Source organism: Streptomyces sp. NBC_01476 (assembly GCF_036227265.1).
In the GTDB taxonomy this organism is placed as follows: Bacteria; Actinomycetota; Actinomycetes; order Streptomycetales; family Streptomycetaceae; genus Actinacidiphila.
In genome coordinates, this window is record NZ_CP109446.1 from 3,741,559 (window position 1) to 3,767,179 (window position 25,621).

Sequence of the window (25,621 nt, forward strand, 5' to 3'; positions counted from 1 at the left end):
CGTCGCGGCCCAGGCGGAGTTGGGCATCCCGGGCGCTCGACGGCCCAGCGGTCGCGCCACGAGCGCAGCTTCGGCAGCGGACGGAGGTCAGGACGCGGTGACCGGGCCGACGTACGTGCCGGGGTGGGTGGCGCCGTCCTGGCGCAGGACGCTGCCGCCGGGCCAGTTGAGGGTGACGGAGGTGGTCTCGTTGGGCGGGGTGATGACGACGCTCGCCGCCTTGAACTCCTCGCCGGAACCCACCTCGAAGGGAAGGAAAGTGATGACGAAGCTCGCGGTGGCGCCCGGCTTGAGGGTGACGGTGGAGGCGGTCTTGGCGGCGCGGGTGAGGGACCAGGTGTCCGCGGCCTTGAGGTCCACGCCCGGGAAGCCCTTCACCGTGCAGGTCGATCCGCCGCTGTTCGTCATCAGGACCTGGAGATGCTGCTGGTCGTCGGAACTGCTGTAGGTGCCGTCCCCGTTGCCGAAGGAGAACTTCAGCCCGGCGGTGTGGCAGCGGCCGATGGTGGCAGCGGCGGGCCGGTCAGCGGAGGACGGCGCCCCCGTGTTCGCCGGGTCGGGCTTCGCGCCGGCCGTCTCCGCAGCGCCCGGTCCGCCCGTGGTGGGCGCGGACCCGGGGGTGGCCGCGTCCCCCGGCGTGGACGCCTTCGCCGACGCCTTCGCCGAGCCGTCCGCCGACGTGGACGTCCCCGCGTCACAGGCGGAGAGCCCGAGAGCCACGACTACGGCAGTGGCGGCGACGGCGGCGGTGCGCAGGGCACGAGACACGGTTTCTCCCAGTGATCGAACGTGGTGGCCAGGTGACGACCAGTATCGAAGGCGGCAGGCAACAGCCGTGTCACTGCGGCTTCCTGACTGAACGACAGTCCCGGCGACTCGTTGTTACACACCCGCCCGGGTTGTGCGGAACCGTTCGGCGAACGTCGTCGGGAGGGCTGAACAGGCCCGCACTCGCACCGCGTTCCCCTCGGCGGAGCGACTCCCGCGCCCAACACCCGTGCGCCAAGGGCAAATAGGCGGCCCGGAGCGGCTTCGGTTCCCCGTGATCACCGTGGCCGCTATGGTTACGGAGCGCGATTTCCTGACCTGACCAGTCCACCGATCTGTGGTGTTCGAGCATGGCACGACCCGGCACTCGACGCTGCCGTGCCCCCGGCGTCCCGGTGGTGCGGCGGATGTCCGACGGCGCCGCCGCTGTCCCGCGCCCGGAGCGCGTCCGCGTCCGCGTCCGCGTCCGCGTCCGGGCCATGGTCCCCGTCGGCCCTTTCTCCCGTGTCCGCGGCGTCCGAAGACCCGGCGGCGAACCCTCGAACCACGCGTGCCCTTTCGGGCGTACGTGACGGAGGCGACGAGCTCGACGCACGTGATGAGCTCGACGAACTCGACGAACCGCGGCCTGGCGACGGAGCGGGACCGCGCGGATGACGGAGTACGGCCGGACGCCGGCGGGAGACAGCCCGTCGTGACCTCCGCGGCCCGCTCATCCGCCCCGCCCGTCATGCCGACTCGGCCGCGAGAATGGGTGGCACATGGAGACGGCCCAGTCAGGACTGGTCGGCCGTGACAAGGAGATCGACGAGATCGAGGCGATGCCGGCCGGAGCCGCGGAAGGCGCCGGCCGCGTGGTGGTGGTCAGCGGCGGTGTGGGGTCAGGGAAGACGGCCCTGCTCGGCGCCGCGCTCGACCGGGCCCGCCGCGAGGGAGCACCGTGCTCACGGCACGTGGCATCTCGTCCGAACGCGATCTGCCCCTCGGGCTGGTGACGAGGCTCTTCGAGCCCGTCGTGGCGGAACTCGGGGAAGCGGGGGCCGTCTGTGTGCCCGGGGCGGCCGAGTCCCCGTCCTCCGGACCGGCAGGCGCGGCGTCGTCGGCCGAACTGCGCGCTCTGCACGAGGCGTTGGCGCGGCTGGCAGCCGGGGCGCCCGTACTCGTCGCGGTGGACGACCTCCCCTGTATCGATCGGCAGTCGCTGCGCTGGCTGAGCGCCCTGCCGCAGCGCGTCGAGCATGCGCGTATCGCGGTGCTGGTCACCGCCTGTCTGGGTGAGCCGTGCTCCGACCCCGCGCTCCTGGACGAACTCCTGGCGATGAGCGCGGCCGAACTCCGTCCGTCGGAGCTGGATCCGCCGGCCACCGCGGCGCTGATCGAACGCGCTCTCACCACCGCACCCGAGGCGCCGTTCGTCGCCGCGGTGATGCGGGAGGCAGGCGGGAATCCGCTGCTGGTGACGGAGTTGGCGGCGGCGCTCAGGGACCGGGAGGTCACACCCACGTCCGGCGCGGCGGCCGGGCTCGGCGAAGTCCCCGTACCCGGGCTCGCGTCCCGGATACGGGCCCGGCTGCGCCGGATATCGCCGCACGCCCTCGGCGTCGCCGGCGCCGTCGCCGTCCTTGGTGCCGAGGCGGATCCCGCCCGGATCGCGGGCCTCTGCGGTAGCGAGCCGCCGGTATCAAGGCCGGTGAGGAGATCCGCGCGCGGGCCGACCAGGCCCTGCTGGCCTCCATCGGCAGCCGCGGGCCGGGGAAGGCGGCGCCCGGTCCCGGCGGGGCGGCGGGCGACGACCAGCCAACCGGCCCCGGCGCGACGGCCGGTGACGACGGCACGCTCGCCGCCTGCCGGCTCGTCGCCCGCGCGGCCGGGGTCACCGTCTCCGCGCCCGCGCGGGGCGCGACGGCGGACGACCGGATGAGTCCGGTCGAGCGGGTCGCGGTGCACTCGCGGCTGCGTACCCGCGTGGTCCGGCTCACCGGACACTGGTGGCGCGAGAACGCCGGCCCCCTGGTCGGCCACCGGGCCGCGAGCGGGGCCCCGGTCGCCCTGCTGTGGCGCCGCGGCGGATACGAGGCGGTGACTCCCGCCACCGGCCGGCGGTCACGGATCAGCCGGGCGAACGCCGGCGAATTCGCCCCCCCCGCGCGGTCATGTTCTACCGCCCGCTGCCCGAAGAGCCGTTGTCCGCACGGCGGTTGCTCCGCTTCAGCATGCACGGCACCGGCGCCGACCTGCGCGGGCTGCTGCTGGGCGGGCTGGTGGCGGTCGGGCTCGGGACGCTGGTGCCGATCGCCACCGGGCGCGTCCTCGGCGTCTACGTACCCAACGCCGAGAACAGCCTCATCGTCCGGACGACCCTGGCGATCGTGGCCACCACCGTCATCTCCACCGCTTTCATGCTGATGCAGAACACCGCGATCCTGCGCATCGAGGGGCGGGTGGAGGCCACCTTGCAACCCGCGGTCTGGGACCGGCTGCTGCGGCTGCCGACGGCGTTCTTCGCCGAGCGCTCGACCGGGGAACTGGCCGGTGCGGCGATGGGCATCAGCGCGATACGGCGGGTGCTCTCCGGCATCAGCACGGTCGTCGTACAGGCCGGCGCGGTCGGCACGGTGAATCTCGTCCTGCTGCTCTGGTACAGCGTTCCGCTGGCGCTGACCGCGGTCGCCATGCTGGCCGTCGCCGCCGCGGTGGTCGCCGCTCTCGGCCTGGCGCAGCTGCGGTGGCAGCGCGAGCTGACCGTACTCACCAACAAGCTGAACAACCGGGCCTTCCAGACGCTCCGCGGCCTGCCCAAGCTCCGTGTCGCCGCCGCGGAGGACTTCGCCTACGCGGCCTGGGCGGGTGAGTTCGCCCGCAGCCGCGAACTGCGCCAGCGGGTCGGCCGGATGCAGAACCTCACCACCGTCTTCAACGCGGCCTGCCTGCCCGTCTGCAGCCTCACCATGTTCGTGCTGCTGGCCGGTCCGGCGCGGGGGGCGTTGTCGGCGGGCGGCTTCCTCACCTTCAACACCGCCGTGACGATGATGCTCACCCCGGCGACCCAGCTCACCGGCGCCCTCATCTCGGCGGCCTCCGTCCTGCCGCTCTTCGAGCAGGTCAGGCCGATCCTCGACGAGGCCCCCGAGGTACGCGGCGGGAGCATGCCGCCCGGCGTCCTGTCCGGTGCCATCGAGGTACGGAACCTGTCCTTCCGGTACGCCGACGACGGACCGCTGGTGCTCGACGACGTGTCGTTCCGCGTACAGCCGGGCGAGTTCACCGCGATCGTGGGTGCAAGCGGCTGCGGCAAGTCGACCCTGCTGCGGCTGCTCATCGGCTTCGACCGGCCGGCCTCGGGCAGCGTGCTCTACGACGGCAAGGACCTGTCGGCCCTCGACCAGGCGGCCCTGCGCCGCCAGTGCGGTGTCGTGCTGCAGAACGCACAGCCCTTCACCGGCTCGATCCTCGACTGCATCCGCGGCACCGGGAGCTTCTCCCTCGAAGAGGTGTGGGAGGCCGCCGAGCTGGCGGGCCTGGCCGCGGACGTCAAACGGATGCCGATGGGCATGCACACCGTGCTCTCCGACGGCGGCGGCGCCATCTCCGGAGGCCAGCGGCAGCGCCTCATGATCGCGCAGGCGCTGATCCGCCGCCCGCGCATCCTGTTCTTCGACGAAGCCACCAGTGCGCTCGACAACGAGACCCAGCGCGTCGTGATCGACAGCACCCGTGAACTGCGGGCCACCCGCGTGGTGATCGCCCACCGGCTCTCCACGGTCATGGACGCCCATCGGGTGGTCGTCCTGTCCGAGGGCCGCGTCGTCCAGCAGGGCCCGCCGGCCGCTCTGCTCGCCGACACGGCCGGGCTCTTCCATGAACTCGTCCGCCGCCAGCTCTCCCAGGAGCCCGGCACGGCTCCCGGTCCCCGGGAAGCCGGTGATCCCGGGGTGCCCCGGGAGCGCCCGAGTCCCACCCTGGGGTGAACCGGGACCCGGGAACCCGGGAACCCGAGGGCGCCTCGAAGCGGTAACCGTCCGCCCCGTCGTCACTGACGGGTGGTCGCGGCTACCGCCCGAGGCGCCCGGGGCGCACAGGGCTCACCAGTTTCAGAGCAGCGCGCCGATCACCGTGGTGAGGAACTCCGTCACGGAAGCAAGCAGCGAGGACAGCAGCATGGGACATCACATCCTTCTTCTCTGGTGGGCTACGGGCCCTGGTGGAGGCCCAGGTCCCCATCAGTCTCGCCCGCCACAGAGATCAACTATCCGATAGCGTACTTATTCACCCGATTAGCCCAGAAAAAGGGTGCGTTCGGGTGATACTCGGGGGGTACGGCGCGCAGCGCCGGGCCGGGTCCCCGCGGGGCCGATTCGCGGGGCCCGGCCCCGCGGGGCGGATTCGCGGAGCGGGTCCGCGCGGCCGGTCCGTAAGGCCGGACCGCAGAGCGGGTCCGCAGGCCAGGTCCGCAGGGCCAGCCCGCGAAGCGGATACGCGAGGCCGTTTCACGCGGCCAGCGCGCGGGCCGGGTTCGCAGGACCGGTCCGGGCGGCGGATTCGCGCGGCCGGACCGCAGAACGGGTTCGAAGGGCGGATACGCGGGGGCGGTCCGCAGAACGGGTCCGCGCGGCCGGACCGCAGAGCGGGTCCGCGCGGCCAGCGCGCGAGCCGGGTTCGCAGGGGCGTCCGGGCGGCGGATCCGCAAGGCCGGTCCGCAGAACGGATTCGCAGGGCGGATACGCGGGGCCGGTCCGCGAGGCCAGCCCGCGAGGCCGACCCGCAGAACGAGTCCGCGAGGCCAGCGCGCGGGCCGGGTTCGCGGGGGCGGTCGGCGCGGCGGTCAGCTCGGTAGTCCGCAGGGCCGGTCCGGGCGGCCGGTCCGTAAGGCCGGACCGCAGGGCGGGTCCGCGCGGCCGGTCCGCAGGGCGGGCCCGCGCGGCGGGTTCGCGGGCCAGGTCCGCAGGGTCAGCCCGCGCGGCGGTCCGCAGGGCTGGTCCGGGAGGCCGACCCGGGCCTGGCCTGGGCGTGGGTGCTAGGGCGGATCGGCCCGGCGGCCAGCAGCGCGGGCGGCCTGCGCCGGCGCCAGGCGGGTCCGCAGGGCCTGGGGCTTGGTCGGTGGTTCGGCCCGGCGGCGCCCGGGCTCTCGCGGGGGTTACGCCCCAGGCACACGGGAATCGGACGTTCCGTCCACAGGGGGAGGGCGCGTGCGGCGTAGGTCGATTCGTTTCGGCACACCGGCGCACGGCCCGGGAATACCGTGCGCGGCATGAATCCCCATCGCATAGCTGCCGCAGTTGTCGCCGGATTTGCCGCCTTCACACTCGTTGCCTGCGGGGCCGCGGGAGCACAGGGCCCGCAGGACGGTACGCCGACGACCAGCACCCTCACGACGGCCGCCGCGGCCACCACGTCTCCCACCGCCACCCCGACACCAACGCCCATGAGCGCGTCGCCGAGTGCGCCACCGTCCACCAGCCCAGCCGCGCCGAGCACCACGGCCACCCACCACACCACCGCGCCCGCCACCCGCCGGGCGCCCAAGCCGGCGCCCACCCACAAACACACGACCGCACCCGCGGTGCACCACACCACCGCGCCCGCGGTCCACCACACCACCGCCCCGCCGGCGAGCGGCACATGCAGCATCCGCTCCAACGCCGGAAACTGCTACCACGCAGGCCAGATCTGCAGAAAAGCGGATCTCGGAAAGTCGACCACCGACGCGGACGGCCGCTCCATCACCTGCGTCATGCAGTCCGGAAACTCGCACTGGCACTACTGAAACAGCCCTGCAAATAGGCGCGTTGAGGCTCCGCCCGAGCCGGCGGGCTCACCGCCGTACGCGGCCGGCCGCCCCCGCCCCTCCCGGCAGTCGGTCCCGTCGCGCACTACGCAGGCACGGAAAGCCCCCAGCCGTACGAGAGGTACGCCGTGATGACCGGTGACACCCCGGCGTCGGTCGAGGCTGCCTTCGGCGGGCGCCTGACACCCCTGGTCCATGACCGCCCGCACCGCAACACGCACTACCGCGGCGTCACCGCCGACGGGACCAGGGTGTTCGTCAAGGTGATCGACGGCAATCCCGCGTACTACACCGCCGAGGTCCGTGCGCAGCGGCATCTCCTGGACGGCGGCGTCCCGGTGCCCCGCCTCCTCGACCACGGGGCCGTCGGCGAGCGGCGGTGGTGGCTGGCGTACGAGTGGCGGGACTTCGACGCCTTCGTCCCGGTGCGGGATCTGGTCGAGCGCGCCGGACACCTGCTGGGCCGGCTGCACGCCGCGACGAACGGCATCCAGGACGACGCGCTGCGCCGGTACGCCGATGTGCACCGGCTCATCGCCGAGAAGACCGCCCGCATCGCGGAGTTCGACGCGCCCCTGGCTCGGCGCGTCCAGCGGCTCCACGAACGGATCGCCGCCCGCGGCGGGAACAGGGAAGGGAACGGCGGCAGCGTATGCCTGCTCCATGGCGACATGGGCTGGCGCAACCTCCACACCGACCCCGCCGGCCGGCTGTGGCTGCTCGACTTCGAGCACGCGGCGATCGGTCATCCGCTGCTGGACTTCGCCAAGTTGTGGGACCGCGAACTCGACGCCCCGGCGGACCGGGAAGTCTTCCTCCGCGGTTACCAACGGAGTTGGCCGGCGGCCGAACCCGTCCGGCTCGACGCGATCGACACCGTCCGCCTGTGGGCCGCCGCCGGCATCTTCCCGTACGCCCGCCCGCGCGAGGACCACGACTTCGAACGCCACGCGTCCTCCGTCCTCGACCGCCTGGAAGCCGGTCGCTGACCATCCCGAGTGGTCGGCGGGCGCCGCGCGGCTCCCGTCAGGCGCGGAGGAGTTGGTCGGTGACGCCGCCGGGGCATTCGCGGCGGGGTTCCCAGCCGGCGAGGTCGGCGCCCGCGCGGTAGGCGGTGTTGAGGAAGGTGAGGGCCGTCGTCCAGGGGTCGGCGGCGGTCCGGACGTCGTCGTACATGAGGGTGGCGAGGTGGGAGCCGCGGGCGGGGGACCATTGGGCCGCGTCGGGGCGCAGCGGGCGGGTGGTCAGGTCCGCCGGCTCGGGGGCGGTGTAGGAGTAGAACGCGGGCGCCGGGACGGTGTCGTCGCCGAACCAGAATCCCGCGCTGATCACCTCCCGCGAGTACGCCTCCCGGGTGACCGGGTCGGCGCCCGGCGACGGCTCCACCTCGCGGTCGGAGAAGCGGGTGACGGCGATGTCGAAGGTGTGCCAGAAGTGGTGGACCGGGCTGGTCTTCCCGGAGAAGCCGGCCGCGTACTCCTCCAGCAGGAGGGCGACCTGGCTGAGGATCTGCCAGTAGCGGCTGACCGCGGCGGGGTCGTACGCACGGTGCTCGTGGTCCTCGGCGAAGGGGCGGTCCGCGTCCGGGAGGTCGAACGGGTACGGGTGCTGCGGCTCCACCTCGATCCCGAGCGCGACCAGCGCGGCCAGGGTGTCCCGGTAGAAGGCGGCGACCGAACGGCCGGCCAGCGGGAAGGACGTCTCACGGCCGGTCAGCGTCCGTACGACGAGGCGGTGCCCGACGAAGTCGAAGTCGACGCAGAAGGCGTCACCGTCGGCGAGCGGTCCCATCGGCCGGGTCGTGATGCCCTGGCCGGTGAGGTGGAAGGGGACGTTCCACCAGTGGTTGCGGCGGAAGCTGCCGGCCAGCCGGATCTTGCCGACGACCTGCAGAAAGCGGTGCAGGGTCTCCTTCGTGTCCCGCCAGGACTCCAGCGGCAGGGGCGGGAAGAGTTCCATCGGGCGCTCCAGGGTTCCGGGGTCGGCGGGACCGGGCCGGGCGCGTACCGCCGTCCGGTCCCCCGCCCATCCTGGGCGACCCCGGCCGCCCCCGCCAGCGCTGATCAGCCCGCCGGCGGCACCAGATGCCGTACCACCGGCTCCCGCCCCGCCTTGCTCCACGCCCGGTCCAGCAGCTCGACGTCGTAGGCGGTGAGCCGCCCTTCGTGCTGCCGCAGGTGCTCCTCCCAGGAGGGGACCTCGAAGACCTCGACCCAGGTGTCGTCGTGCTCGGCGTCCTGGTAGAGCGACCAGTGGACCGCGCCGGTACGCCGCCGGGAGACCGCCAGCGCGGCCATCGCCTCGCGGAAGGGGCCCACCTGCTCGGCCGTCACCTCGTACGTCACCTCGACGAGAACGGGGCCGTCGTCGGGTGCCACATCCGTGGTCAGCATGGGTTCCGGCCAGGGGGCCACGATGTCCCGGTCGAGGGTGCCGGTGAGCGTCAGCATCGGCCAGCGGGCCAGGGACGCGGAGGTGACCAGCAGCAGACCGGTGGCGATGAGGAGCGTCGTGGGGGTGCCGGCCGCGTCGGCCAGCAGGCCCCACAGCAGGGTGCCGATGCCCTGGCCGCCCATGAACACCATCAGGTAGAGGGCCAGGCCCCGGGCCCTCACCCACGCGGGGAGCGCCAGCTGCAAGGTGGTGTTGAGCGTGGACAGGGCGTACAGCCAGCCGACGCCGGTGACGATCAGGACCACCGCGACCACCGCCGGCTGGGTGACGACGGCCGCGACCGCGCTGCCGGCCGCGAAGGCCACGCCGCTCGCCCCGAGCAGCACATTGCGGCCGAACACCTTGCGGACGTTCTTGATGGTCACCGCGCCGATGATCGCGCCGAGACCGAGCGCGCCGAGCAGCAGACCGTAACCGCCCGCGCCGAGACCGAGCCGGGAGGAGGAGACCACCGGCAGCAGTCCCCACAGCGCGGACGCGGGCACGACGAACAGCCCGGAACGCAGCAGCACCCGCCGGACGCCGGGCGCGTTGTGCACGTAGCGGGTGCCGGCGGAGAGCGCGGAACGCATCCGTTCGGGCGCGGCGCCGGACCGGGCGGTGGCGCGGTGCCAGAGCAGCAGCGCGCCGACCACGCCGATGAAGGACACGGCGTTGATGCCGAAGACCACGTCGGGCCCGGTCAGTGCGACGATCACACCGGCCAGCGCGGGGCCCACGGCGCGGGCGAGGTTCACATTGAGGCTGCCGAGGGCCGCGGCGGCCGGGATCTGCTCGCGCGGTACGAGTTCGGGCTGGATCGCCTGCCAGCCGGGGCCGGTCAGCGCGCTGCCGCAGCCGATCAGGAAGACCAGGGCGATCAGCACGGTGGGGGTGGTGAGACCGGCGGCGGTGAGCAGGGCGAGGACCGCGCTCAGGCAGGTCATCGCCACCGAGAGGCCGATCAGCAGGCGCCTGCGGTCCATGACGTCGGCCAGCACCCCGGCCGGCAGCGACAGGAAGAGCACCGGCAGGAGGGAGGCCGCTTGGACCATCGAGGTGAGGGTGGCGGCGTTCGGCTGGTGGACGAGCATCCACTGCGCGCCGACGGTCTGCATCCAGGTGCCGACGTTGGAGCCGAGCTGTGCCAGCCACAGCGACCGGAACGTGCGGATGCGCAGCGGCGCCCACGCGGAAGGAGCGGGACCCGGCGGCTGCGGTGCGGCCGGCCCGCCCGGCGGCGACGTGACTGCGGACATCTCGACTCCTTCTGAGCTCCGGAACGACGGAGCAACCGTACGGTGCCTTACGGGGGGCCGGGACGCGGGTTGAGGCGGCCGGGGGGTGGCGGCGGTCCGGCCGCCCCCCACACGGCGCTCGGGCTCGCCGGCCAGGTTCTCCGGCCGGCACCCGGAAGCCGGGCTCCACGCCGAGCCGCACAGCGTCAGGCACCGCTGGTCAGCAGCCCCGGTCGGCCGGCCGCACGGCGTAAGCCACTCCCACAAGCCGCCGGCACGGCATCAGGCACCGACGGCCAGGGTCCTCGGTGAGCCGCCCGCACGACGTCAACCACCCCGGTAACGCGGCACGGCGTCAGGCACGCCACGACCAGCGGCCCCGGTCAGCCGGCCGCACGGCGTCAGCCAACCCCGGTAAGCCGCCGGCACGGCGTCACGCACCGCCGGCCAGGGTCCTCGGTGAGCCGCCCGCACGCCATCAGCCACCCGCGGTCAGCCGCCGGCACGGCGTCAGGCACGCCACGGCCAGCGGCCCCGGTCAGCCGCCGCACGGCGTCAGCCAACCCCGGTAAGCCGCCGGCACGGCGTCACGCACCGACGACGCCGTCGATCCCCTCGCGGAGGAAGTCCGCGTGGCCGTTGTGCCGCGCGTACTCCAGGAGGACGTGGATCATCACCATCCGCAGTGAGACCTCCTCCTCCCAGCGGGGCTGGTAGCCGGCCTGGTCGAGGGATTCCGCCTCGCGTTCGACCCGGCGCGAGTTCTCGACCTCGGCCTCCCACGCGGCGAACGCCTCGGCACGCGAGGACCCGCTCGCGTCGTAGGCGGCCTGGAAGTCGACGGTCCCGGACCACAGCATCGGCGCGTCGTTGTCAACGAACACCCTCTGGAACCAGGTGCGTTCGACCTCGGCGAGGTGGCGGACCAGGCCGAGCAGGGTGAGCGTGGAGGGCGGGCTGGACTGCCGGCGCAGTTCGTCGTCGGTGAGTCCTTCGCACTTCAGGGCGAGGGTCGCGCGATGGTAGTCGAGGAAGGCGCGGAGCATGTCGCGCTCGGTGGCGAAGTTGGGCGGGCCGATGCGGGGATCCACGGGGGTGGCGGTCATGAGGGGGACTCCTTCGGGGGTCGTGCGGGCGGGATTCCCACGTCCGCGGCTGGTCGGAAGGCCGAACCTGGCCGGTGGAGCGCGTCCGGCGCCGCCCACCCCGGGAGCGGTGTGAACGTCCACGGGGTGCGCGGCAGCGGCGGCGGGGCCGGCGCCGAAGGCTGGGACGCCGGGCGCCACGGCGACGAGGGACACGGCGACGAAGGACGCGACGCCGAAGCGCACCGGGCCCGGGCCGGCAGGCCGCCCACCTCCCCCGCCGAACACATCTGGTACGCCTCGTACGGCGCCAACATGCACAGCGCGCGCCTGCGTTCGTACCTCGTCGGCGGCCGGCCGCCCGGCGCCGCCCGCACGTATCCCGGCTGCCGCGACCCGCGGACCCCGCGCCGCTCGCTGGCCCTCGAACTCCCCGGCACCGTGTACTTCGCCACCCAGTCCCCGGTCTGGGGCGGCGGGCGGGCCTTCTACGATCCGGGCGCGCCGGGCCGCGCCCGTATGCGGGCCCATCTGGTGACCGCGGAGCAGTTCGCCGACATCGCCGCCCAGGAGATGTACGGTCCGCCCGGCCGGGACCTCGACCTCACGCCGGTCCTCACCGAGGGCCGGGCCCGCCTGGGTCCCGGGCGCTACGAAACGCTCGTCCACGCGGGTGACGTGGACGGTCTGCCGGTGCTGACCTTCACCGCGCCGTGGCGGGCCGCCGACGTTCAACTGACCCCGCCGTCGGCCGCCTACCTGCGGCACCTCGGCGCGGGCCTGCTGGAGGCGGGCACCTGGGACACGGAGTCGGTCGCGGCCTATCTGGCCGGGCTGCCCGGGGCCGCCGGTCAATGGGAGCCGGCGGAAGTGGAGTTGCTGCTGACGGAGAACGGGGAGTGACCTCACGGCGCCTTACGACGCTCCGGCCCGGACCGGATCCGCCGCATCCGTCAGATCCGCCGGCCACGACTCCACCGCACGTACCGCCGTGACCGGCAACGGCCCGTAGATGTGCGGGAATTCGGGGGCGCCGGGAGCCGGCGACTCGTAACGCACCGGCGACGGCACGAGCGTGTCGTCGATCACGAGGACGACCAGGTCGTCCCTGTCCGGCGGGTCGCCGTACAACAACGCGGCCACACCGGCGAGTTGGTGGCGCAAGGAGCAGTGGATGAAGCCCTCCTGCTCAAGGGTGCGGCCGCGGGTGGACCCGGTGTAGGCGCCGACGGCGCGGGCCGCTTCCCACAGGGAGCGTTCGGTGATGTGGAGGAGTTCCGCCATGGCCCCCACGCTGGCAGATTCCGTGGACCATGGCGAGGCGATTACCGCCGGGCGGGTCAGCCCCGGGGCTCGCGCCACATCGGGTACATCGCCGGGCCGCCGGGGAGGTCGATCGTGCGGCCCATGAAGGTGAAGCCGAGGCGTTCGTAGAGGGCGCGGCTGCGCAGGCTGCTCGCTTCGAGATACGCCGGCCGCCCCTCCCGGTCGCAACGGCCCAGCACGGACGCGATGAGGTCGCCGCCGATGCCCTTGCCGTGCAGCTCCGGCTCGACGCCGATGACCATCAGGTGGTCGTGGGCGCGGCCCTTGGGGTGGGCCTCGGCGGTGAGCCGGGAGATCTCCTCGATGCGCTGGTTGGCGGGGTCGATCGAGGCGCGGAAGCCCGCCGGGTCGTCGTCCCCGTGATCACCGGCCGGAACGGACTGCCAGAGCGCGACCGCCGACCCGTCCTCGACCAGGTCGATCCAGCCTCCTTCGAGGGCCATGTCGAAGAAGGCGCCCATCAACCTGCCGTGATTCCGCTCCAGTTGGCCGGGATCCGGGAACACCCACAGACTCACCGCATCCTTCGAGAACGCCCTGTGCAACAGGTCGACCACCGCGGTCCTGTCGTCCGCCCCGGCCCTGCGCGTCGGCACGCCCATCGTCCCGCCCCCTCGGTAATGTCAATTCATCCTGCACGTACGGCAGTTGCAGCGTGGGGGGTGAGGGGCGGGCCGGGTCAGTGCGGGGCGCGGACGTGGTCAGCGCGGGGCGCACCTGCCCGGTCGGTCCGGGCCTCGATGGCGTGCAGGACGGCGATCATGTCCCCGTCCGCGTGGCCGAGGGCGACCGTCTCGGCGAAGAGGGCGTGGCACGCGTCCAGCAGAGGAGACGCGAGCGCGGACTTCCTGGCGGCCTCGGCGATCAGCTCGTTGTTCTTCAGTACGTCCAACGCCGCGGCCTGGACGGCGAAGTCGCGGTCCCGCAGCTTGGGCGACTTCATCCGGGAGACGCCGCTGGCCATCGGTCCCGCGTCCAGCACGTCGAGGAACTGCCCCTTGTCCAGGCCGTGCCGGTCGGCGAAGTGGAACGCCTCGGTGAGACCGGTGACCAGCGTGATCAGGAAGAGGTTGACGGAGAGCTTCATCAGCAGGGCATTCGGCGCGGGGCCGCAGACGAACGTCTCGTGGCACATGGGCGCGAGCAGCGGCCGTACCCTCTCGACCGCCGCCTCCGCACCGGCCAGCATCGCGACCAACCGCCCCTGCTCAGCGGGGACCCGTGACCCGGAGACCGGCGCCTCGACATAACTCCCGCCTGCCGCCAGCACATCCGCTTCGAGCGCCCGCGAGTAGTCGGGGGACGTCGTCCCCATGTGCACGATCGTCCGGCCTGCCACGTACGCGGCGAACTCCGGCATGCCCCGGCGCAGAGTCGCGTCGACGGCGACCTCGTCGGCGAGCATCAGGAAGACGACCCCGGCCCGCCGGAAGACCTCGCCGGGGGTGGTGGCAACGGTCGCGCCTGCCTCCCGCAGGGGCTCGCACCCGGCGGGCGTGCGGTTCCAGACCGTAAGAGCCGTACCGGCCCGGGCCAGATTGAGGGCCATGGGCCGGCCCATGACGCCCAAGCCGAGGAAACCTACGGGGACCGTTTCGGGCATCGCGTACCGCCGTGTTCGTGGAAGGGGTTGCCGCCTATGACAGTCGTCATAATACTGAGACTATGACGACCGTCATAGACGAGGAATCCAGCCTGGCGCCCGACGGGGCTGCGGGAGCCAGCGGGCCAGCGACGTCGGGCGGCCCCGCGGCGGCGGGAGCGGACGGGCCCGCGGTTGCCCGGGCGGCCGGATCCGGTCGGCCGCCGGCGCCTGGCGTTCCCGTCGGCCCGGGAGCGGGCGCGGTACGGGCCCGATCCTGCGTGCTGTGGCAGGTGGGCCCCGCGCACGCCGGGGACCGCCCTGCCCTGGCGGCCCTCTTCACCGCCTGCTCGCCCGAGACGGTCCGCCTCCGCTTCTTCGGGCGGCTCAAGCAGTGGCCACGTGAATACCTGGACGCCGCACTGGCCGGGCGACCCGCGGAGCACGACGCGGTGGTCGCCTACCGCCCCGGCCGGACCGATCTCCTCGGGCTGGCCAGCCTCGCCACCCCGTCCGACGCCGGCCCGGGCATCGGCGAGCTGGGCGTACTCGTCGCCGACGACTGGCAGCGGCAGGGCGTGGGCACCGCGATGATCGACCTGCTGCTCTCCCGGGCGCGGGACCGCGGGCTCGAACGGGTCGCGGCCACCGTGCTGCCCAGCCGCTCCAAACTGCTGGCCGCCCTCACCCGCCGGCTGGAACGGGACGGCCCCGGTCTCCGCTCCCGCGACGGACTCACCGGCGTCTATAAGCTGGCGCCCCGGGCGTAAGCCGGCCGGCTGCGGGGACGGTCCGCTCCCGCAGTGGGGTCGGGGTCGCCCTGCGAACCCGTTCAGGGCACAAGGCACCGCGCAGAGCACCGCACAGGGCACGGACCAGGTGCGGGCCGGGCAGGAATCGAGCACGGACACGGAATCGGAGAGGTGGGCGGTCGGCGATGGCGGTTCCGGAAGAGCGGCCCCCAGGGGACGCCCAGAAGAAGACCCACGGCCCGCGCGAGCGCATGGTCTTCAGTGCCGCCCAGCTCATCCGCCGCGACGGAGTGAGCGCGACCGGGATGCGCGAGGTCGCCGCTCACGCCCAGGCACCCCGTGGCTCCATCCAGCACTACTTCCCCGGTGGCAAGGAGCAGTTGGTCAACGAGGCGGTCGCCTGGGCGGGCCGCTACGCGGGCAAGCGGGTCGGCCGCTTCCTCGCCGCCATGTCGCAGGAGCCCACGCCGAGCCTGCTCTTCTCGGCGATGGTGCGGCAGTGGACGGACGAGTTCCAGAGGTCCGGCTTCACCCCCGGGTGCCCGGTGGCCGCGGCGACGGTGGACTGCGCGGAGTCGACCGACTCCACCCGGGCGGCTGCCGCGGCGGCCTTCGCCACCTGGAACGCCCCCGTCGCCGCCGCCCTCACCGACATGGGCGTGCCCGCCGGCCAGGCGCCCGCGCTGGCCATCTTGATGATCAGCACCCTGGAGGGGGCACTGCTCATTGCCCGCTCCGAGCAGGACATCCGTCCGCTGACCACCGTCGCCCAGCAGTTGGGACCACTGCTGGACAGCTGCGTCGTGGCGCGTCCGTAAGGCACCGGAACCTGCGGCCCGCCTCGACCACCACCGGCCGTCCGTTCCGCTCTCCACCGTGTTTGCGGCGTTGCACGCGTGGGAGGAGCGAAGAGGATCGACGACCGGCCGTACAGCTCGCGCGGGGCGGCGGAACCGTGAGCGGGGATGAGCGGTCGCGGTTCCTGCGCGGCTTGTTGAAGTGATCCCCTCCACATTTCAGCGGTAAACAGCGGATTCTGAGTTTTTTCTCTTCTCCGAGTTATGCGGGTTATACGGCTTACATGCAATTCGATTGGCGTTTGCCGTACGAGGGCCGGGGGCATCCGATGCGTGTATGCAGCCGCGTACGCATGCGCGAATGTGAGGAGACGGCCATGGTCGAGCCGATAGCCGATCCGGAGGGCGATCCCGTGGAGCTTCCGGCGGGCGGGCCGACAGGCGCGCAGGGCCCGGAACAGCTGGGTGAAGCCGCCACCGCGCCGACGAGCGAATCCGCTCTGGCGCCCGGCCGGATCGTTGTCGGCGTGGACGGCTCGGAGCCGTCCTTGCAGGCCCTGCGCTGGGCCGCCCGCCAGGCCGCGCTGACCGATGCCTCTCTCGAAGCGGTCATGGCCTGGGAACTGCCCGGGGCGGTCGGCTGGGCGGGTCTGCCGGAGCTGCCCGACGACATCGACCTGGAAGAACCGGCCCGCGGGTCCCTGGCGAAAGCGGTGGCCACCGCACTGCCCGGCGAGCAGGCGGTGCCGGTCACCCAGATCGTGGTGCTGGGCAACGCCGCGCAGGCCATTCTCGACCGGGGGGAAGGCGCGGAGCTGATCGTGGTCGGTGTCCGCGGCCACGGAACGTTCCGCGCGACACTGCTCGGCTCCGTCAGTCATACGGTCACCATGCACGCGACATGTCCGGTCGTGGTGGTGCGTGGCACCGCGGCGCAGGCCGGCGCGTAGGGAAGAAGCGGAACGTACCCGCCAGGATTCGAGCCCGGCCGGAAGTTATCCACAGGCTGCGAAGGCCATCTCACCGAATGTGCGTGCGGCAGAGCATGATGGTGACATGAACGAGATCACCGGACCCGCGAGCGGGTCCATGCCCGATTGGGAGAAGCGGTTCCGCGCGCCGCGCGTCGGCCTGCCGGAATGGGCCGAGGACGCCCCGGAACGCAGCCTGTTCGTGTCGAACGTGACGGGTACGTATGAGCTGTACGCGTGGGACCGCGGCACAGGCGGCCGGCGGCAGGTGACCGACCGCCCGAACGGAACGACGGACGGCGCCCTCAGCCGGGACGGCGAATGGGTGTGGTGGTTCTCGGACACCGACGGGGACGAGTTCGGTGTCTGGATGAAGCAGCCGTTCGGCGGTGGCGAGGACATACCGGCCGCACCCGGCCTCGCCCCCTCCTACCCGGCCGGGCTGGCGCTGGGCGTCGACGGGATCGCCGTCATCGGCCGCTCCACGGACGACGAGGGCACGTCCGTACACGTGGTGCGCCCCGGCGGCACCGCGCCCTACGAGATCTACCGGCACGAGGAATCCGCGGGTGTCGGGGATCTGTCGGAGGACGGCTCCCTGGTCGTCATCGAGCACACCGAGCACGGCGACGCCATGCACAGCGCCCTGCGGGTGGTCCAGGTCACCGACGGCACGACGGTCGCGGAGTTGGACGACACCGCGGGTGGCACCCGTGAACTCGGCCTGGACTGCCTCGGTTTCGCCCCGGTTCCGGGCGACACCCGGCTGCTCGTCGGCCACCAACGGTCCGACCGCTGGCTGCCGATGATCTGGGACGTGGCAAGCGGCGAGGAGACCGCGCTTGCCATAGACCTGCCGGGTGACGTGCACGCCGAATGGTATCCGGACGGCTCCGCGCTGCTGGTGGTGCACGACTTCCACGCCCGCAGCGAGATGTTCCGGTACGACCTGGCGGCCGGGAAGATGACCCCGCTGGACACCCCGGCGGGTTCGGTGGGCGGAGCGACGGCCCGGCCCGACGGCACGGTGGAGTATCTGTGGTCGTCGGCCGCGCAGCCGCCGGCGGTACGGTCCACGACCGGCGTCACGGTGCTCGAAGCACCGGGGCTGCGGGCCCCGGACTCGGTACCGGTGGAGGACGTGTGGGTGGACGGGCCGGGCGGTCCCATCCACGCACTGGTGCAGCGCCCGGCCGGAAGCGGCGCGGATTCCGAGGACGGGAAGGGGCCCGCGGCGGGGCCGTTCCCGACCGTCTTCGAGATCCACGGCGGCCCGACCTGGCACGACTCCGACGCCTTCGCCGCCGGGCCGGCCGCCTGGCTCGACCACGGTTTCGCGGTGGTCCGGGTCAACTACCGCGGGTCGACCGGCTACGGCCGGGAGTGGACGGACGCCCTCAAGCACCGGGTGGGCCTGATCGAACTGGAGGACATCGCGGCGGTCCGCGAGTGGGCGGTCTCCTCCGGCCTGGCGGACCCGTCCCGGCTGGTGCTCACCGGCGGCTCCTGGGGCGGTTACCTGACGCTGCTGGGTCTGGGCACCCAGCCGGACGCGTGGACGGTGGGCATAGCCGCGGTCCCGGTGGCGGACTATCCGACCGCCTACGCCGACGAGATGGAGGCCCTCAAATCCCTGGACCGCACCTTCTTCGGCGGCTCCCCCGAGGAGGTCCCGGAGCGTTATGAGGCGTCCTCACCGCTCACCTACATCGACAAGGTGGCCGCGCCCGTCTACATCAGTGCGGGGATGAACGACCCGCGCTGCCCGATACGCCAGATCGACAACTACGTCGAGCGGCTGCGGGAGCTGGACAAGCCGCACGAGGTGTACCGGTACGACGCGGGACACGGTTCGCTCGTGGTGGAGGAGCGGATCAAGCAGGTCCGCCTGGAGCTGGCCTTCGCCCTGCGGCACGTGGGCGGCTGACCGCACGGCCGATCCGGACGGCCGACGGGGAGCCGGGGTTGCGGAACCGGCTGGGGCGGCAGGCGCCGGGGCGGCGTCCCTGCCGGGTCAGCCGGCCGGAGCCGGGGAGACCTTCTCCGGCTCCGCCCCCTCCGAGGCTGCGGCCGCGGCCTCGGAGGAGCCGCCCGGCTCCCCCTCCGGGAGCAGCCCCAGCGCGGCGTCCGCCCGGGTCTCGGCCTCCCGCCGGACGAGTCGGAACCACATGAAGACGACGAAGCCCGCGAAGACGAACCACTGCCCGGTGTAGCCGAGGTTCTGGAACGCCTTCAGATCAAGACCGCTGTTGGGAGGAGTGGCAGGCGGCACCGCCTTGAGCGGCGCCGGGGGATGCGAGGTGGTGACCCAGCCGCCGTACACCGGATAAGGGAGGACGTTGACGAGCGAAGCCGAACTGATCATGCCGAGCTGGCCGGTGGGCAGCACCCCGGTCGCGACTCCGCTGGTGTCGGTGGTCTCGGGGTACTGCACCGCCCCGACCACGGTGACCTGACCGGCCGGTGCGGGCGGCACCGTACCGGAGCGTTCGGCGGCGGACGCGTCGCCGGGGAGCCAGCCGCGGACCACGGGCAGGGCCGCGCCACTGCCGAGCCGCAGCGGGGTGAGGACGTAGAAGCCGTTGTGACCGTCGAGGGTGCGGTCGGGGACGAGGAGTTGGTGCCCGGGGTCGTACCGCCCGGTGGTGCTGACGATCCGCCCGGCGTCGTCACCGGACAGGGCGGTGCGGGTGTCCGGCAGTACCGTCCGGAGGGGGACCGCCGGCGCGGTGGCCGTCTGCTTCTCGTCGTTCTGGGTGCTCTTGTGCTGGTCGACCCGCACCTCGAACCGGCTCAGCTGCCAGCTCCCCATGAACACGCAGAACGGCACGGCGAGCAGAGCGAGGACGCTGACCGCCAGCCAGCCGCGGGTGAGCAGGAACCGGTACACGCTTCCCACGGTACGGGGGCCCGCCGGTTCGCCCGCAACCGGCCCCGGGTAGCCGGGTGGCCCGCCGCCGGCCGTGACCCGGGGTCCGGCCCGCCCCTTGGCGGTCAGGGTGCCGGGGTCGCCGGGGCCTCCGGGATCGCGGAGGTCGTGTAGATGGTGCCGGCGCAGGCGTCCGGGATGACCGGACCGTCTATCACCGGGGAGCCCGTGGCCGGGGTGTGGTTGAGGGTGACGCTGCCCGGGGGCGGTGAGGCGGGGGCGTCCTCGCCGAGTTGCGGGGAGGCCGCGTTGCCGACGGTGCCCGGGTCGGTGCCGCCCGGGTCCGCCCCGGTGGTGTCGGTCGGGGTGGCCGTCGGGGTCGGCGTGGTGGGGGGGGTGGTCGGCGTCGTGGGAGGCGTGGTCGGGGTAGTGGGACACCCGCCGGGTCCGTCGCCGTCCGGCACCCACGCGAAGGCGACCTCGTACCGCTGGCCCGGGCCGAGGACGACCGGTCCGGTGCTCGGGTCGCTGGGCAGCCCGGCAGCGGCGTCGCCCTGGGTGTGGCCCACGACCTGGATCCGGGCCGGGTCGGCCGCGCCCTGCGCCACCACCTTGACGATGCCGCCGCTGGGCACCGTACAAGGGCTGTCGGAGACATTGGCGAGGCGGAACCAGCCGTAGACCCGGCCGCCGGAGTCGGGGGCGTCGGCCTTGCTGGTGCCGTTGCCGAGCTGGGAGGGGGAGCACTCGGGCACGGACGGAGTCGGTGCCGTGGCGTTGGAGGGCCCGTTGGTGCCGCCGGCGGTGGACGGTTGCTGCTTCGTGCCGTCGCCCGGTCCCGGGGAGACGGTGCCCGCGGTGCCGCCGGAGTCGCCCCAGGCGCTGGTGTGCCCGTCCTCGCCGGGCGAGCCGGTGTGGGAGGCGGAGACACCGGCCGCGGTGGTGCTCGCGTTGTGTTCGCTGCCGGTGGCCCGGAGCAGTGCGGGCACCGCCATGCCGACCAGCAGCACGGCGGCTGCGGCACCGACCAGGGCCTGGCGGCGGCGCTGGCGGCGCAGCGGGATGGCCTTGCGGAGGTGATCGAGGGCGTCGGGTGAGCCATGGAGGCCGGAGACGGCTTCCAGCATCAGAGTGCGCAGGGCCTCTTCGTCGGCTGAATCGTCGAAGGGCCCGCCGCCGAAGAGGGTGCCGCCGTCGCCCAGCGGCCGGTCGTCGTGGCCGGCTGTTGTGGCGGGGTCCGGATCGGGCGCCGGGGCGGGGGACTTCGGGAAGTTCTGCGAATCCATGGCGAGAGAGTCGTCGGGGGTGGGTGAGTCGGGGGTGCTCATGCCGGTGCCTCCATCGCGACGCGGAGCGCCGCGAGGCCTCGCGAGCCGTAGGCCTTGACGGAGCCCAGGGAGATCCCCAGGGTCTCGGCGACCTGCGCCTCGGTCATGTCGGCGAAGTAACGCAGTACGAGCACTTCGCGCTGGCGGCGCTGCAGTTTGCGCATCGCGGCCTTGAGCTGATCACGCTCCAGGATCTCGTACGCCCCCTCCTCCGCGCTGGCCATGTCGGGCATGGGCTTGGAGAGGAGTTTGAGGCCGAGTATGCGGCGGCGCAACGCCGAGCGGGAGAGGTTGACCACCGTCTGCCGGAGGTAGGCGAGGGTCTTCTCGGGGTCGCGCACCCGGCTGCGTGCCGAGTGCACCCGGATGAAGGCTTCCTGGACCACGTCCTCGCAGGAGGCGATGTCGTCCAGCAGCAGTGCGGCCAGTCCCAGCAGTGAGCGGTAGTGCGCACGATAGGTCTCGGTGAGATGGTCGACCGTGGTGCCGACAGCCATTGCGGTGTCAGTATCCCCACTGTCTGCGGTCGTCGTACCGGCCACCTTGACCGGCCAGGGCGCGATCACCGGCAGACCACCGCTCCGCGGCGGCGCGAGCACACTGCCACGCCGTCCGAATACCGCTGTCTCGATACCCAAAGCCTCCGCCACGCCAGTTGGACACGCATCCCCCCCTCAGGGTTGTACGCGCAAGACAGGTCACCCCACCGGGCGCCAGTTATCCCCATGCGTACCAGCTCTTCCTCAATGCCTTGATTGCACCGACGTTTCCCCGGATCACGCTCGGTGCGCAGCGCCATAGGCACGATGCGCTGACACAAAGACGCTCCCCCGCAGCAGTCGGTTGCAGCCGAGGGAGAGCAAATTGTCCAACGGGTGGGTGGGATGGTTCAAGTGGTCCAGACCTGCGGTTTTGACCAAAACCGCTGCGGGGCGCAACGATTTCACCGTCACGCCCCGCACCGTCCATCTATGAGCGCCGTATCAACGGCGTGTCAACGGCGCGTCAGCGCCCTGTGCCGCCGTAGACGACCGCCTCGTCGCTGTCGCTGTCCAGTCCGAACGCCGAGTGCACCGCCTGCACGGCCGGCTTCACATCGTCGACCCGGGTCACCACCGAGATACGGATCTCGGAGGTCGAGATGAGTTCGATGTTGACGCCGGCGTTGGAGAGCGCCTCGAAGAAGGTCGCGGTGACCCCGGGGTTGGTCTTCATCCCTGCGCCGACCAGCGAGATCTTGCCGATCTGGTCGTCGTAGCGCAGCGAGTCGAAGGCAATCACCGTCTGCGCCTTGGTCAGCGCCTCCATCGCCTTGTGCCCCTCGGACTTCGGCAGCGTGAAGGAGATGTCGGTGAGCCCGGTGGCGGCGGCCGACACGTTCTGCACCACCATGTCGATGTTGATCTCGGCGTCCGCGATGGCCCGGAAGATCGTCGCCGCCTCGCCCGGCTTGTCCGGCACCCCGACGACCGTGATCTTCGCCTCGGACGTGTCGTGCGAGACACCCGAGATGATCGCCTGCTCCATCGCCTTGTCCCCTTGCCCAGATTGCCCAGATTGTGCTGCTCGCGCTGACCCTTGCGGCCCTTGAAGAGTCCGCGCTTGGAATGACCGGTAGCCCGCCGGGGGCTCGCTGCTGACCCAGGTGCCCGGAAGACCGGAGAACGAGGACCGTACGTGGATCGGGATGTTGTAGCGCCGCGCGTACTCGACACAGCGGTGGAGCAGCACCTTCGAACCGGAACTGGCCAGCTCCAGCATGTCCTCGAAGGCGATCCACTCCATCTTGCGGGCCTTCTTCACCACCCGCGGGTCGGCGGTGAAGACCCCGTCGACGTCGGTGTAGATCTCGCACACCTCGGCGTCCAGCGCCGCGGCCAGCGCCACCGCGGTGGTGTCGGAACCGCCCCGCCCCAGCGTGGTGATGTCCTTCTTGTCCTGGGAGACACCCTGGAACCCGGCGACGATCGCGATGTTGCCCTCGTCGAGCGCGGTACGGATCCGGCCCGGGGTGACATCGATGATCCGCGCCTTGTTGTGCACCGAGTCGGTGATCACACCGGCCTGGCTGCCCGTGAAGGACTGCGCCTCATGGCCGAGGTTCTTGATCGCCATCGCCAGCAGCGCCATGGAGATCCGCTCTCCGGCGGTCAGCAGCATGTCGAACTCGCGGCCGGCCGGAATCGGCGAGACCTGCTCGGCGAGATCGATCAGCTCGTCCGTCGTGTCGCCCATCGCGGAGACCACGACGACGACCTGGTGGCCGGCCTTCTTGGTGTCCACGATCCGTCGGGCGACCCGCTTGATGCCTTCGGCATCGGCGACAGAGGAGCCGCCGTACTTCTGCACGACAAGGCCCACGTGCGCTCCTCGCTCAGGGGTGAATGCGGTCAGCCCAGTTTAACGAGCACGGCGGGTACGCCCCGGACGTATTGCATGGTGAGACAGGGCGTTCAGTACGTGATCACCTCGGCGGATCCCCGCGACGCCGGCGCCCCCGCAACTTCCCCCGGCCGTACGGCTTCCCGAGGCCCGGCGGCCTCCCCGCCCCCGGCCCCGGTCCCGCCCTCGACCCCGCCCCGCCGCCCCCTTACTTCTTCTTGTCCCGCCCCATCTTCCCGAGTTCCGCCTCCATCACCTTCCCGGCCTCCTGCGCCAGCCGCTCCTCGTCGTCCCCGTCGCTCCCGGTGTCGAGACCGTCGAGTTCGTCCAGCGGGCTGTCCAGCCGTACGTGCGCCACCAGCGACTGCAGCGCCCGCAGCGACGCGCTCGCCGTGGACCCCCAGTTGGAGAGGTACGAGAACTGCCACCACCACAGCGCCTCGGAGATCCGCCCGGCCCTGAAGTGCGCGAGGCCGTGCGTGAGGTCGGCCACCACATCGGCCATGTCGTCCGAGACCCGGCAGGCCACCGGCGTGGACCGGGGTACGTACGGGTCGAACACCTCGGAGTAGACGTCGATCGGTTCCAGCAGGGCGGCCAGCCGCTGCCGCAGATCGTCCTCGTCCGGCTCGGGGCCGACGTCCGGCTCGTACCGCTCGTCCGGCACGAAGTCCTCGTGCGCGCCGAGGCGGCCGCCGGCCAGCAGCAGCTGCGAGACCTCCAGCAGCAGGTACGGCACGGCGCTGTCCGGGTCGTCGCCCTTGGCGACCTCACGGACCGAGAGGATGAAGCTCTCGATCTGGTCGGAGATCTGGACCGCGAACTCGTCCGGCTCCTCCGCGCCCTCGGAGACGCGGGCCGGCCTGTCCTTTGTCGCGCTCTTCATCGTCGTCACGTTCTTGTCAACGTCCGCACTCGCGTTCTCGTTCACCGTGCTCTTGCTCTTTGCGCCTTTTTGAGCCACGCCCTTCTGAGCTGCGCTCTTGCGGGCCGTACTCTTCTGGGCCGCGCTCTTGGCCGCCGTACTCTTCTTGTTCGTCACGGTGTCAGACATCCAGCAACCGCCTTCCTTCGAAGGCCCGCCCGAGCGTGACCTCGTCCGCGTACTCCAAGTCGCCCCCCACAGGGAGCCCGCTGGCCAGCCGCGTCACCCGCAGCCCCATGGGTTTCACCATGCGGGCCAGATACGTGGCTGTCGCCTCCCCCTCCAGATTGGGGTCCGTCGCCAGGATCAGCTCGGTGACGGTGCCGTCCGCGAGGCGGGCGAGCAGTTCCCTTATCCGCAGGTCATCAGGGCCGACGCCCTCGATGGGGCTGATCGCCCCGCCCAGTACGTGGTACGTCCCGCGGAACTCGCGGGTCCGCTCGACCGCCACCACGTCCTTGGGCTCCTCGACCACGCAGATCACCGCCGGATCGCGGCGCGGATCGCTGCACACCCGGCACAGCTTCTCCTGCGCGACATTCCCGCACACCGCGCAGAACCGTACCTTCGCCTTGACCTCCGACAGCACATGCGCGAGACGCCGCACATCGGCCGGATCGGCCTGCAGGATGTGGAAGGCGATGCGCTGCGCGCTCTTGGGACCCACGCCGGGCAGCCTGCCCAGTTCGTCGATCAGGTCCTGAACCACGCCTTCGTACACGCCGACGCGCCTTCCTTGGCTTCATTGGGTCTGTCGTTGCAGGTCATGGGGTGGGTGGAACCCGAGTCGCCACCGGATTGCCGGACTGCCGGGGCCCGCTCGTCAGAACGGCAGGCCCGGCATGCCGGAGAGCCCCTCGGTGAGGGGGCCGAGCTTGGTCTGCTGCAGCTTCTGCGCGGCCTCGTTCGCATTGTGGACCGCGGCCACCACCAGGTCGGCGAGCGTCTCGGTGTCCTCCGGGTCGACCGCCTTGGGGTCGATCACCAGGGAACGCAGCTCGCCGGCGCCGGTCACCGTCGCCTTGACCAGTCCACTGCCCGCCGAGCCCTCGACCTCGGCCTCGGCCAGCTCCTGCTGGGCGGCGGCGAGGTCCTGCTGCATCTTCTGGGCCTGCTGGAGCAGCGCCTGCATGTTCGGCTGACCACCAGGGATCACGGTTTCGCTCCTGACATTCCTGACGTTCCTGACGTACGGCTGCGCTTCGGCTGCACTGACCAGCCGGCGCCCTTGCCGCTGCGCACTGACGGCCGCACCGAGCACCGCGGCGGGGCCGCCTGGCCACGCGCGCGACTCGGTGACAGGGCGAGCCTACGTGCTCGTACGGCCCAGCGCCCTACGCCGTACGGAGGATCGGCGCGGCGCGGCGTACACCTGCGGGA

22 protein-coding genes and 1 pseudogene are annotated in these 25,621 nt (G+C 72.3%); 9 read left to right on the top strand and 14 right to left on the bottom strand.

The window, feature by feature from the left end:
• Positions 1 to 87: 87 nt before the first annotated feature.
• Positions 88 to 768, bottom strand: a complete 681-nt coding sequence (locus tag OG552_RS16310) for a DUF4232 domain-containing protein (protein WP_329133573.1) — start codon at positions 766 to 768, stop codon at positions 88 to 90.
• A gap of 761 nt (positions 769 to 1,529) precedes the next feature.
• Here OG552_RS16310 and OG552_RS16315 point away from each other — a divergent pair.
• The 4 genes and pseudogenes from OG552_RS16315 (at position 1,530) to OG552_RS16330 (ending at position 7,542) form a co-directional block, all read left to right on the top strand.
• Entirely contained in the window at positions 1,530 to 1,763 is a 234-nt protein-coding gene (locus tag OG552_RS16315; protein WP_329133575.1) for an AAA family ATPase, read from the top strand.
• 676 nt (positions 1,764 to 2,439) lie between these two features.
• Positions 2,440 to 4,652 (top strand): annotated as a pseudogene (locus OG552_RS16320) (NHLP bacteriocin export ABC transporter permease/ATPase subunit); the annotation flags it as partial.
• Positions 4,653 to 6,016: 1,364 nt separating this feature from the next.
• On the top strand, positions 6,017 to 6,532 hold the full coding sequence (locus tag OG552_RS16325) for a hypothetical protein (RefSeq protein ID WP_329133577.1): 516 nt from the start codon (positions 6,017 to 6,019) through the stop codon (positions 6,530 to 6,532).
• Between the two features lie 152 nt (positions 6,533 to 6,684).
• The gene (locus OG552_RS16330; RefSeq protein ID WP_329133579.1) at positions 6,685 to 7,542 is read left to right on the top strand and encodes a phosphotransferase enzyme family protein; all 858 of its coding nucleotides are present in this window, start codon (positions 6,685 to 6,687) and stop codon (positions 7,540 to 7,542) included.
• A 37-nt stretch (positions 7,543 to 7,579) separates the two neighbouring features.
• Here OG552_RS16330 and OG552_RS16335 read toward each other — a convergent pair whose 3' ends face one another.
• The 3 genes from OG552_RS16335 to OG552_RS16345 form a co-directional block, all read right to left on the bottom strand.
• Positions 7,580 to 8,512, bottom strand: a complete 933-nt coding sequence (locus tag OG552_RS16335) for a DUF5996 family protein (protein WP_329133580.1) — start codon at positions 8,510 to 8,512, stop codon at positions 7,580 to 7,582.
• A gap of 104 nt (positions 8,513 to 8,616) precedes the next feature.
• Entirely contained in the window at positions 8,617 to 10,245 is a 1,629-nt protein-coding gene (locus tag OG552_RS16340; RefSeq protein ID WP_329133582.1) for an MFS transporter, read from the bottom strand.
• A 566-nt stretch (positions 10,246 to 10,811) separates the two neighbouring features.
• Positions 10,812 to 11,330: a DinB family protein gene (locus OG552_RS16345; protein ID WP_329133584.1), complete on the bottom strand. Its 519-nt coding sequence runs from the start codon at positions 11,328 to 11,330 to the stop codon at positions 10,812 to 10,814.
• 294 nt (positions 11,331 to 11,624) lie between these two features.
• Here OG552_RS16345 and OG552_RS16350 point away from each other — a divergent pair, with 294 nt between their 5' ends.
• On the top strand, positions 11,625 to 12,212 hold the full coding sequence (locus tag OG552_RS16350) for a histone deacetylase (RefSeq protein WP_329140858.1): 588 nt from the start codon (positions 11,625 to 11,627) through the stop codon (positions 12,210 to 12,212).
• Between the two features lie 12 nt (positions 12,213 to 12,224).
• Here OG552_RS16350 and OG552_RS16355 read toward each other — a convergent pair whose 3' ends face one another.
• From OG552_RS16355 to OG552_RS16365, 3 genes are all read right to left on the bottom strand, one after another.
• The gene (locus OG552_RS16355; protein ID WP_329133586.1) at positions 12,225 to 12,593 is read right to left on the bottom strand and encodes a DUF952 domain-containing protein; all 369 of its coding nucleotides are present in this window, start codon (positions 12,591 to 12,593) and stop codon (positions 12,225 to 12,227) included.
• 56 nt (positions 12,594 to 12,649) lie between these two features.
• Positions 12,650 to 13,237, bottom strand: coding sequence for a GNAT family N-acetyltransferase (locus tag OG552_RS16360; protein ID WP_329133588.1), 588 nt, complete (start codon positions 13,235 to 13,237; stop codon positions 12,650 to 12,652).
• Between the two features lie 77 nt (positions 13,238 to 13,314).
• A complete protein-coding gene (locus OG552_RS16365) occupies positions 13,315 to 14,238 on the bottom strand; it encodes an NAD(P)-dependent oxidoreductase (protein ID WP_329133590.1) in 924 nt (307 codons plus the stop codon).
• Positions 14,239 to 14,498: 260 nt separating this feature from the next.
• Between OG552_RS16365 and OG552_RS16370 the strand changes: the two genes are divergently transcribed.
• From OG552_RS16370 to OG552_RS16385, 4 genes are all read left to right on the top strand, one after another.
• Positions 14,499 to 14,987: a GNAT family N-acetyltransferase gene (locus OG552_RS16370; RefSeq protein WP_329133592.1), complete on the top strand. Its 489-nt coding sequence runs from the start codon at positions 14,499 to 14,501 to the stop codon at positions 14,985 to 14,987.
• A 167-nt stretch (positions 14,988 to 15,154) separates the two neighbouring features.
• Entirely contained in the window at positions 15,155 to 15,787 is a 633-nt protein-coding gene (locus OG552_RS16375) for a TetR/AcrR family transcriptional regulator (protein ID WP_443070940.1), read from the top strand.
• A 479-nt stretch (positions 15,788 to 16,266) separates the two neighbouring features.
• Positions 16,267 to 16,716, top strand: coding sequence for a universal stress protein (locus OG552_RS16380; RefSeq protein WP_329140862.1), 450 nt, complete (start codon positions 16,267 to 16,269; stop codon positions 16,714 to 16,716).
• Positions 16,717 to 16,822: 106 nt separating this feature from the next.
• Entirely contained in the window at positions 16,823 to 18,664 is a 1,842-nt protein-coding gene (locus OG552_RS16385) for a S9 family peptidase (RefSeq protein ID WP_329133594.1), read from the top strand.
• Positions 18,665 to 18,751: 87 nt separating this feature from the next.
• On the opposite strand, the gene OG552_RS16390 is transcribed toward OG552_RS16385, so the two are convergent.
• The 7 genes from OG552_RS16390 to OG552_RS16420 form a co-directional block, all read right to left on the bottom strand.
• Positions 18,752 to 19,627, bottom strand: a complete 876-nt coding sequence (locus OG552_RS16390) for an SURF1 family protein (protein ID WP_329133595.1) — start codon at positions 19,625 to 19,627, stop codon at positions 18,752 to 18,754.
• 104 nt (positions 19,628 to 19,731) lie between these two features.
• Positions 19,732 to 20,934: a hypothetical protein gene (locus tag OG552_RS16395; RefSeq protein WP_329133596.1), complete on the bottom strand. Its 1,203-nt coding sequence runs from the start codon at positions 20,932 to 20,934 to the stop codon at positions 19,732 to 19,734.
• Positions 20,931 to 21,584, bottom strand: coding sequence for a SigE family RNA polymerase sigma factor (locus OG552_RS16400; RefSeq protein WP_443070941.1), 654 nt, complete (start codon positions 21,582 to 21,584; stop codon positions 20,931 to 20,933). Before OG552_RS16400 ends, OG552_RS16395 begins: the two co-directional genes overlap by 4 nt.
• 355 nt (positions 21,585 to 21,939) lie before the next feature.
• A complete protein-coding gene (locus OG552_RS16405; RefSeq protein ID WP_329133598.1) occupies positions 21,940 to 23,295 on the bottom strand; it encodes an aspartate kinase in 1,356 nt (451 codons plus the stop codon).
• Between the two features lie 229 nt (positions 23,296 to 23,524).
• A complete protein-coding gene (locus OG552_RS16410; RefSeq protein WP_329140864.1) occupies positions 23,525 to 24,202 on the bottom strand; it encodes a DUF5063 domain-containing protein in 678 nt (225 codons plus the stop codon).
• Between the two features lie 160 nt (positions 24,203 to 24,362).
• Positions 24,363 to 24,962, bottom strand: a complete 600-nt coding sequence (recR, locus tag OG552_RS16415) for a recombination mediator RecR (RefSeq protein ID WP_329133600.1) — start codon at positions 24,960 to 24,962, stop codon at positions 24,363 to 24,365.
• Between the two features lie 102 nt (positions 24,963 to 25,064).
• Positions 25,065 to 25,397, bottom strand: a complete 333-nt coding sequence (locus tag OG552_RS16420) for a YbaB/EbfC family nucleoid-associated protein (RefSeq protein WP_329133602.1) — start codon at positions 25,395 to 25,397, stop codon at positions 25,065 to 25,067.
• Between the last annotated feature and the right edge of the window lie 224 nt (positions 25,398 to 25,621).

Bases quoted from the DNA above. Each gene is read 5' to 3' on its own strand.
- OG552_RS16315 (WP_329133575.1), top strand. From the start codon at position 1,530: ATGGAGACGGCCCAGTCAGGACTGGTCGGCCGTGACAAGGAGATCGAC.
- OG552_RS16325 (WP_329133577.1), top strand. From the start codon at position 6,017: ATGAATCCCCATCGCATAGCTGCCGCAGTTGTCGCCGGATTTGCCGCC.
- OG552_RS16330 (WP_329133579.1), top strand. From the start codon at position 6,685: ATGACCGGTGACACCCCGGCGTCGGTCGAGGCTGCCTTCGGCGGGCGC.
- OG552_RS16335 (WP_329133580.1), bottom strand. From the start codon at position 8,512: ATGGAACTCTTCCCGCCCCTGCCGCTGGAGTCCTGGCGGGACACGAAG.
- OG552_RS16340 (WP_329133582.1), bottom strand. From the start codon at position 10,245: ATGTCCGCAGTCACGTCGCCGCCGGGCGGGCCGGCCGCACCGCAGCCG.
- OG552_RS16345 (WP_329133584.1), bottom strand. From the start codon at position 11,330: ATGACCGCCACCCCCGTGGATCCCCGCATCGGCCCGCCCAACTTCGCC.
- OG552_RS16350 (WP_329140858.1), top strand. From the start codon at position 11,625: ATGCACAGCGCGCGCCTGCGTTCGTACCTCGTCGGCGGCCGGCCGCCC.
- OG552_RS16355 (WP_329133586.1), bottom strand. From the start codon at position 12,593: ATGGCGGAACTCCTCCACATCACCGAACGCTCCCTGTGGGAAGCGGCC.
- OG552_RS16360 (WP_329133588.1), bottom strand. From the start codon at position 13,237: ATGGGCGTGCCGACGCGCAGGGCCGGGGCGGACGACAGGACCGCGGTG.
- OG552_RS16365 (WP_329133590.1), bottom strand. From the start codon at position 14,238: ATGCCCGAAACGGTCCCCGTAGGTTTCCTCGGCTTGGGCGTCATGGGC.
- OG552_RS16375 (WP_443070940.1), top strand. From the start codon at position 15,155: ATGGCGGTTCCGGAAGAGCGGCCCCCAGGGGACGCCCAGAAGAAGACC.
- OG552_RS16385 (WP_329133594.1), top strand. From the start codon at position 16,823: ATGAACGAGATCACCGGACCCGCGAGCGGGTCCATGCCCGATTGGGAG.
- OG552_RS16395 (WP_329133596.1), bottom strand. From the start codon at position 20,934: ATGAGCACCCCCGACTCACCCACCCCCGACGACTCTCTCGCCATGGAT.
- OG552_RS16410 (WP_329140864.1), bottom strand. From the start codon at position 24,202: ATGAAGAGCGCGACAAAGGACAGGCCGGCCCGCGTCTCCGAGGGCGCG.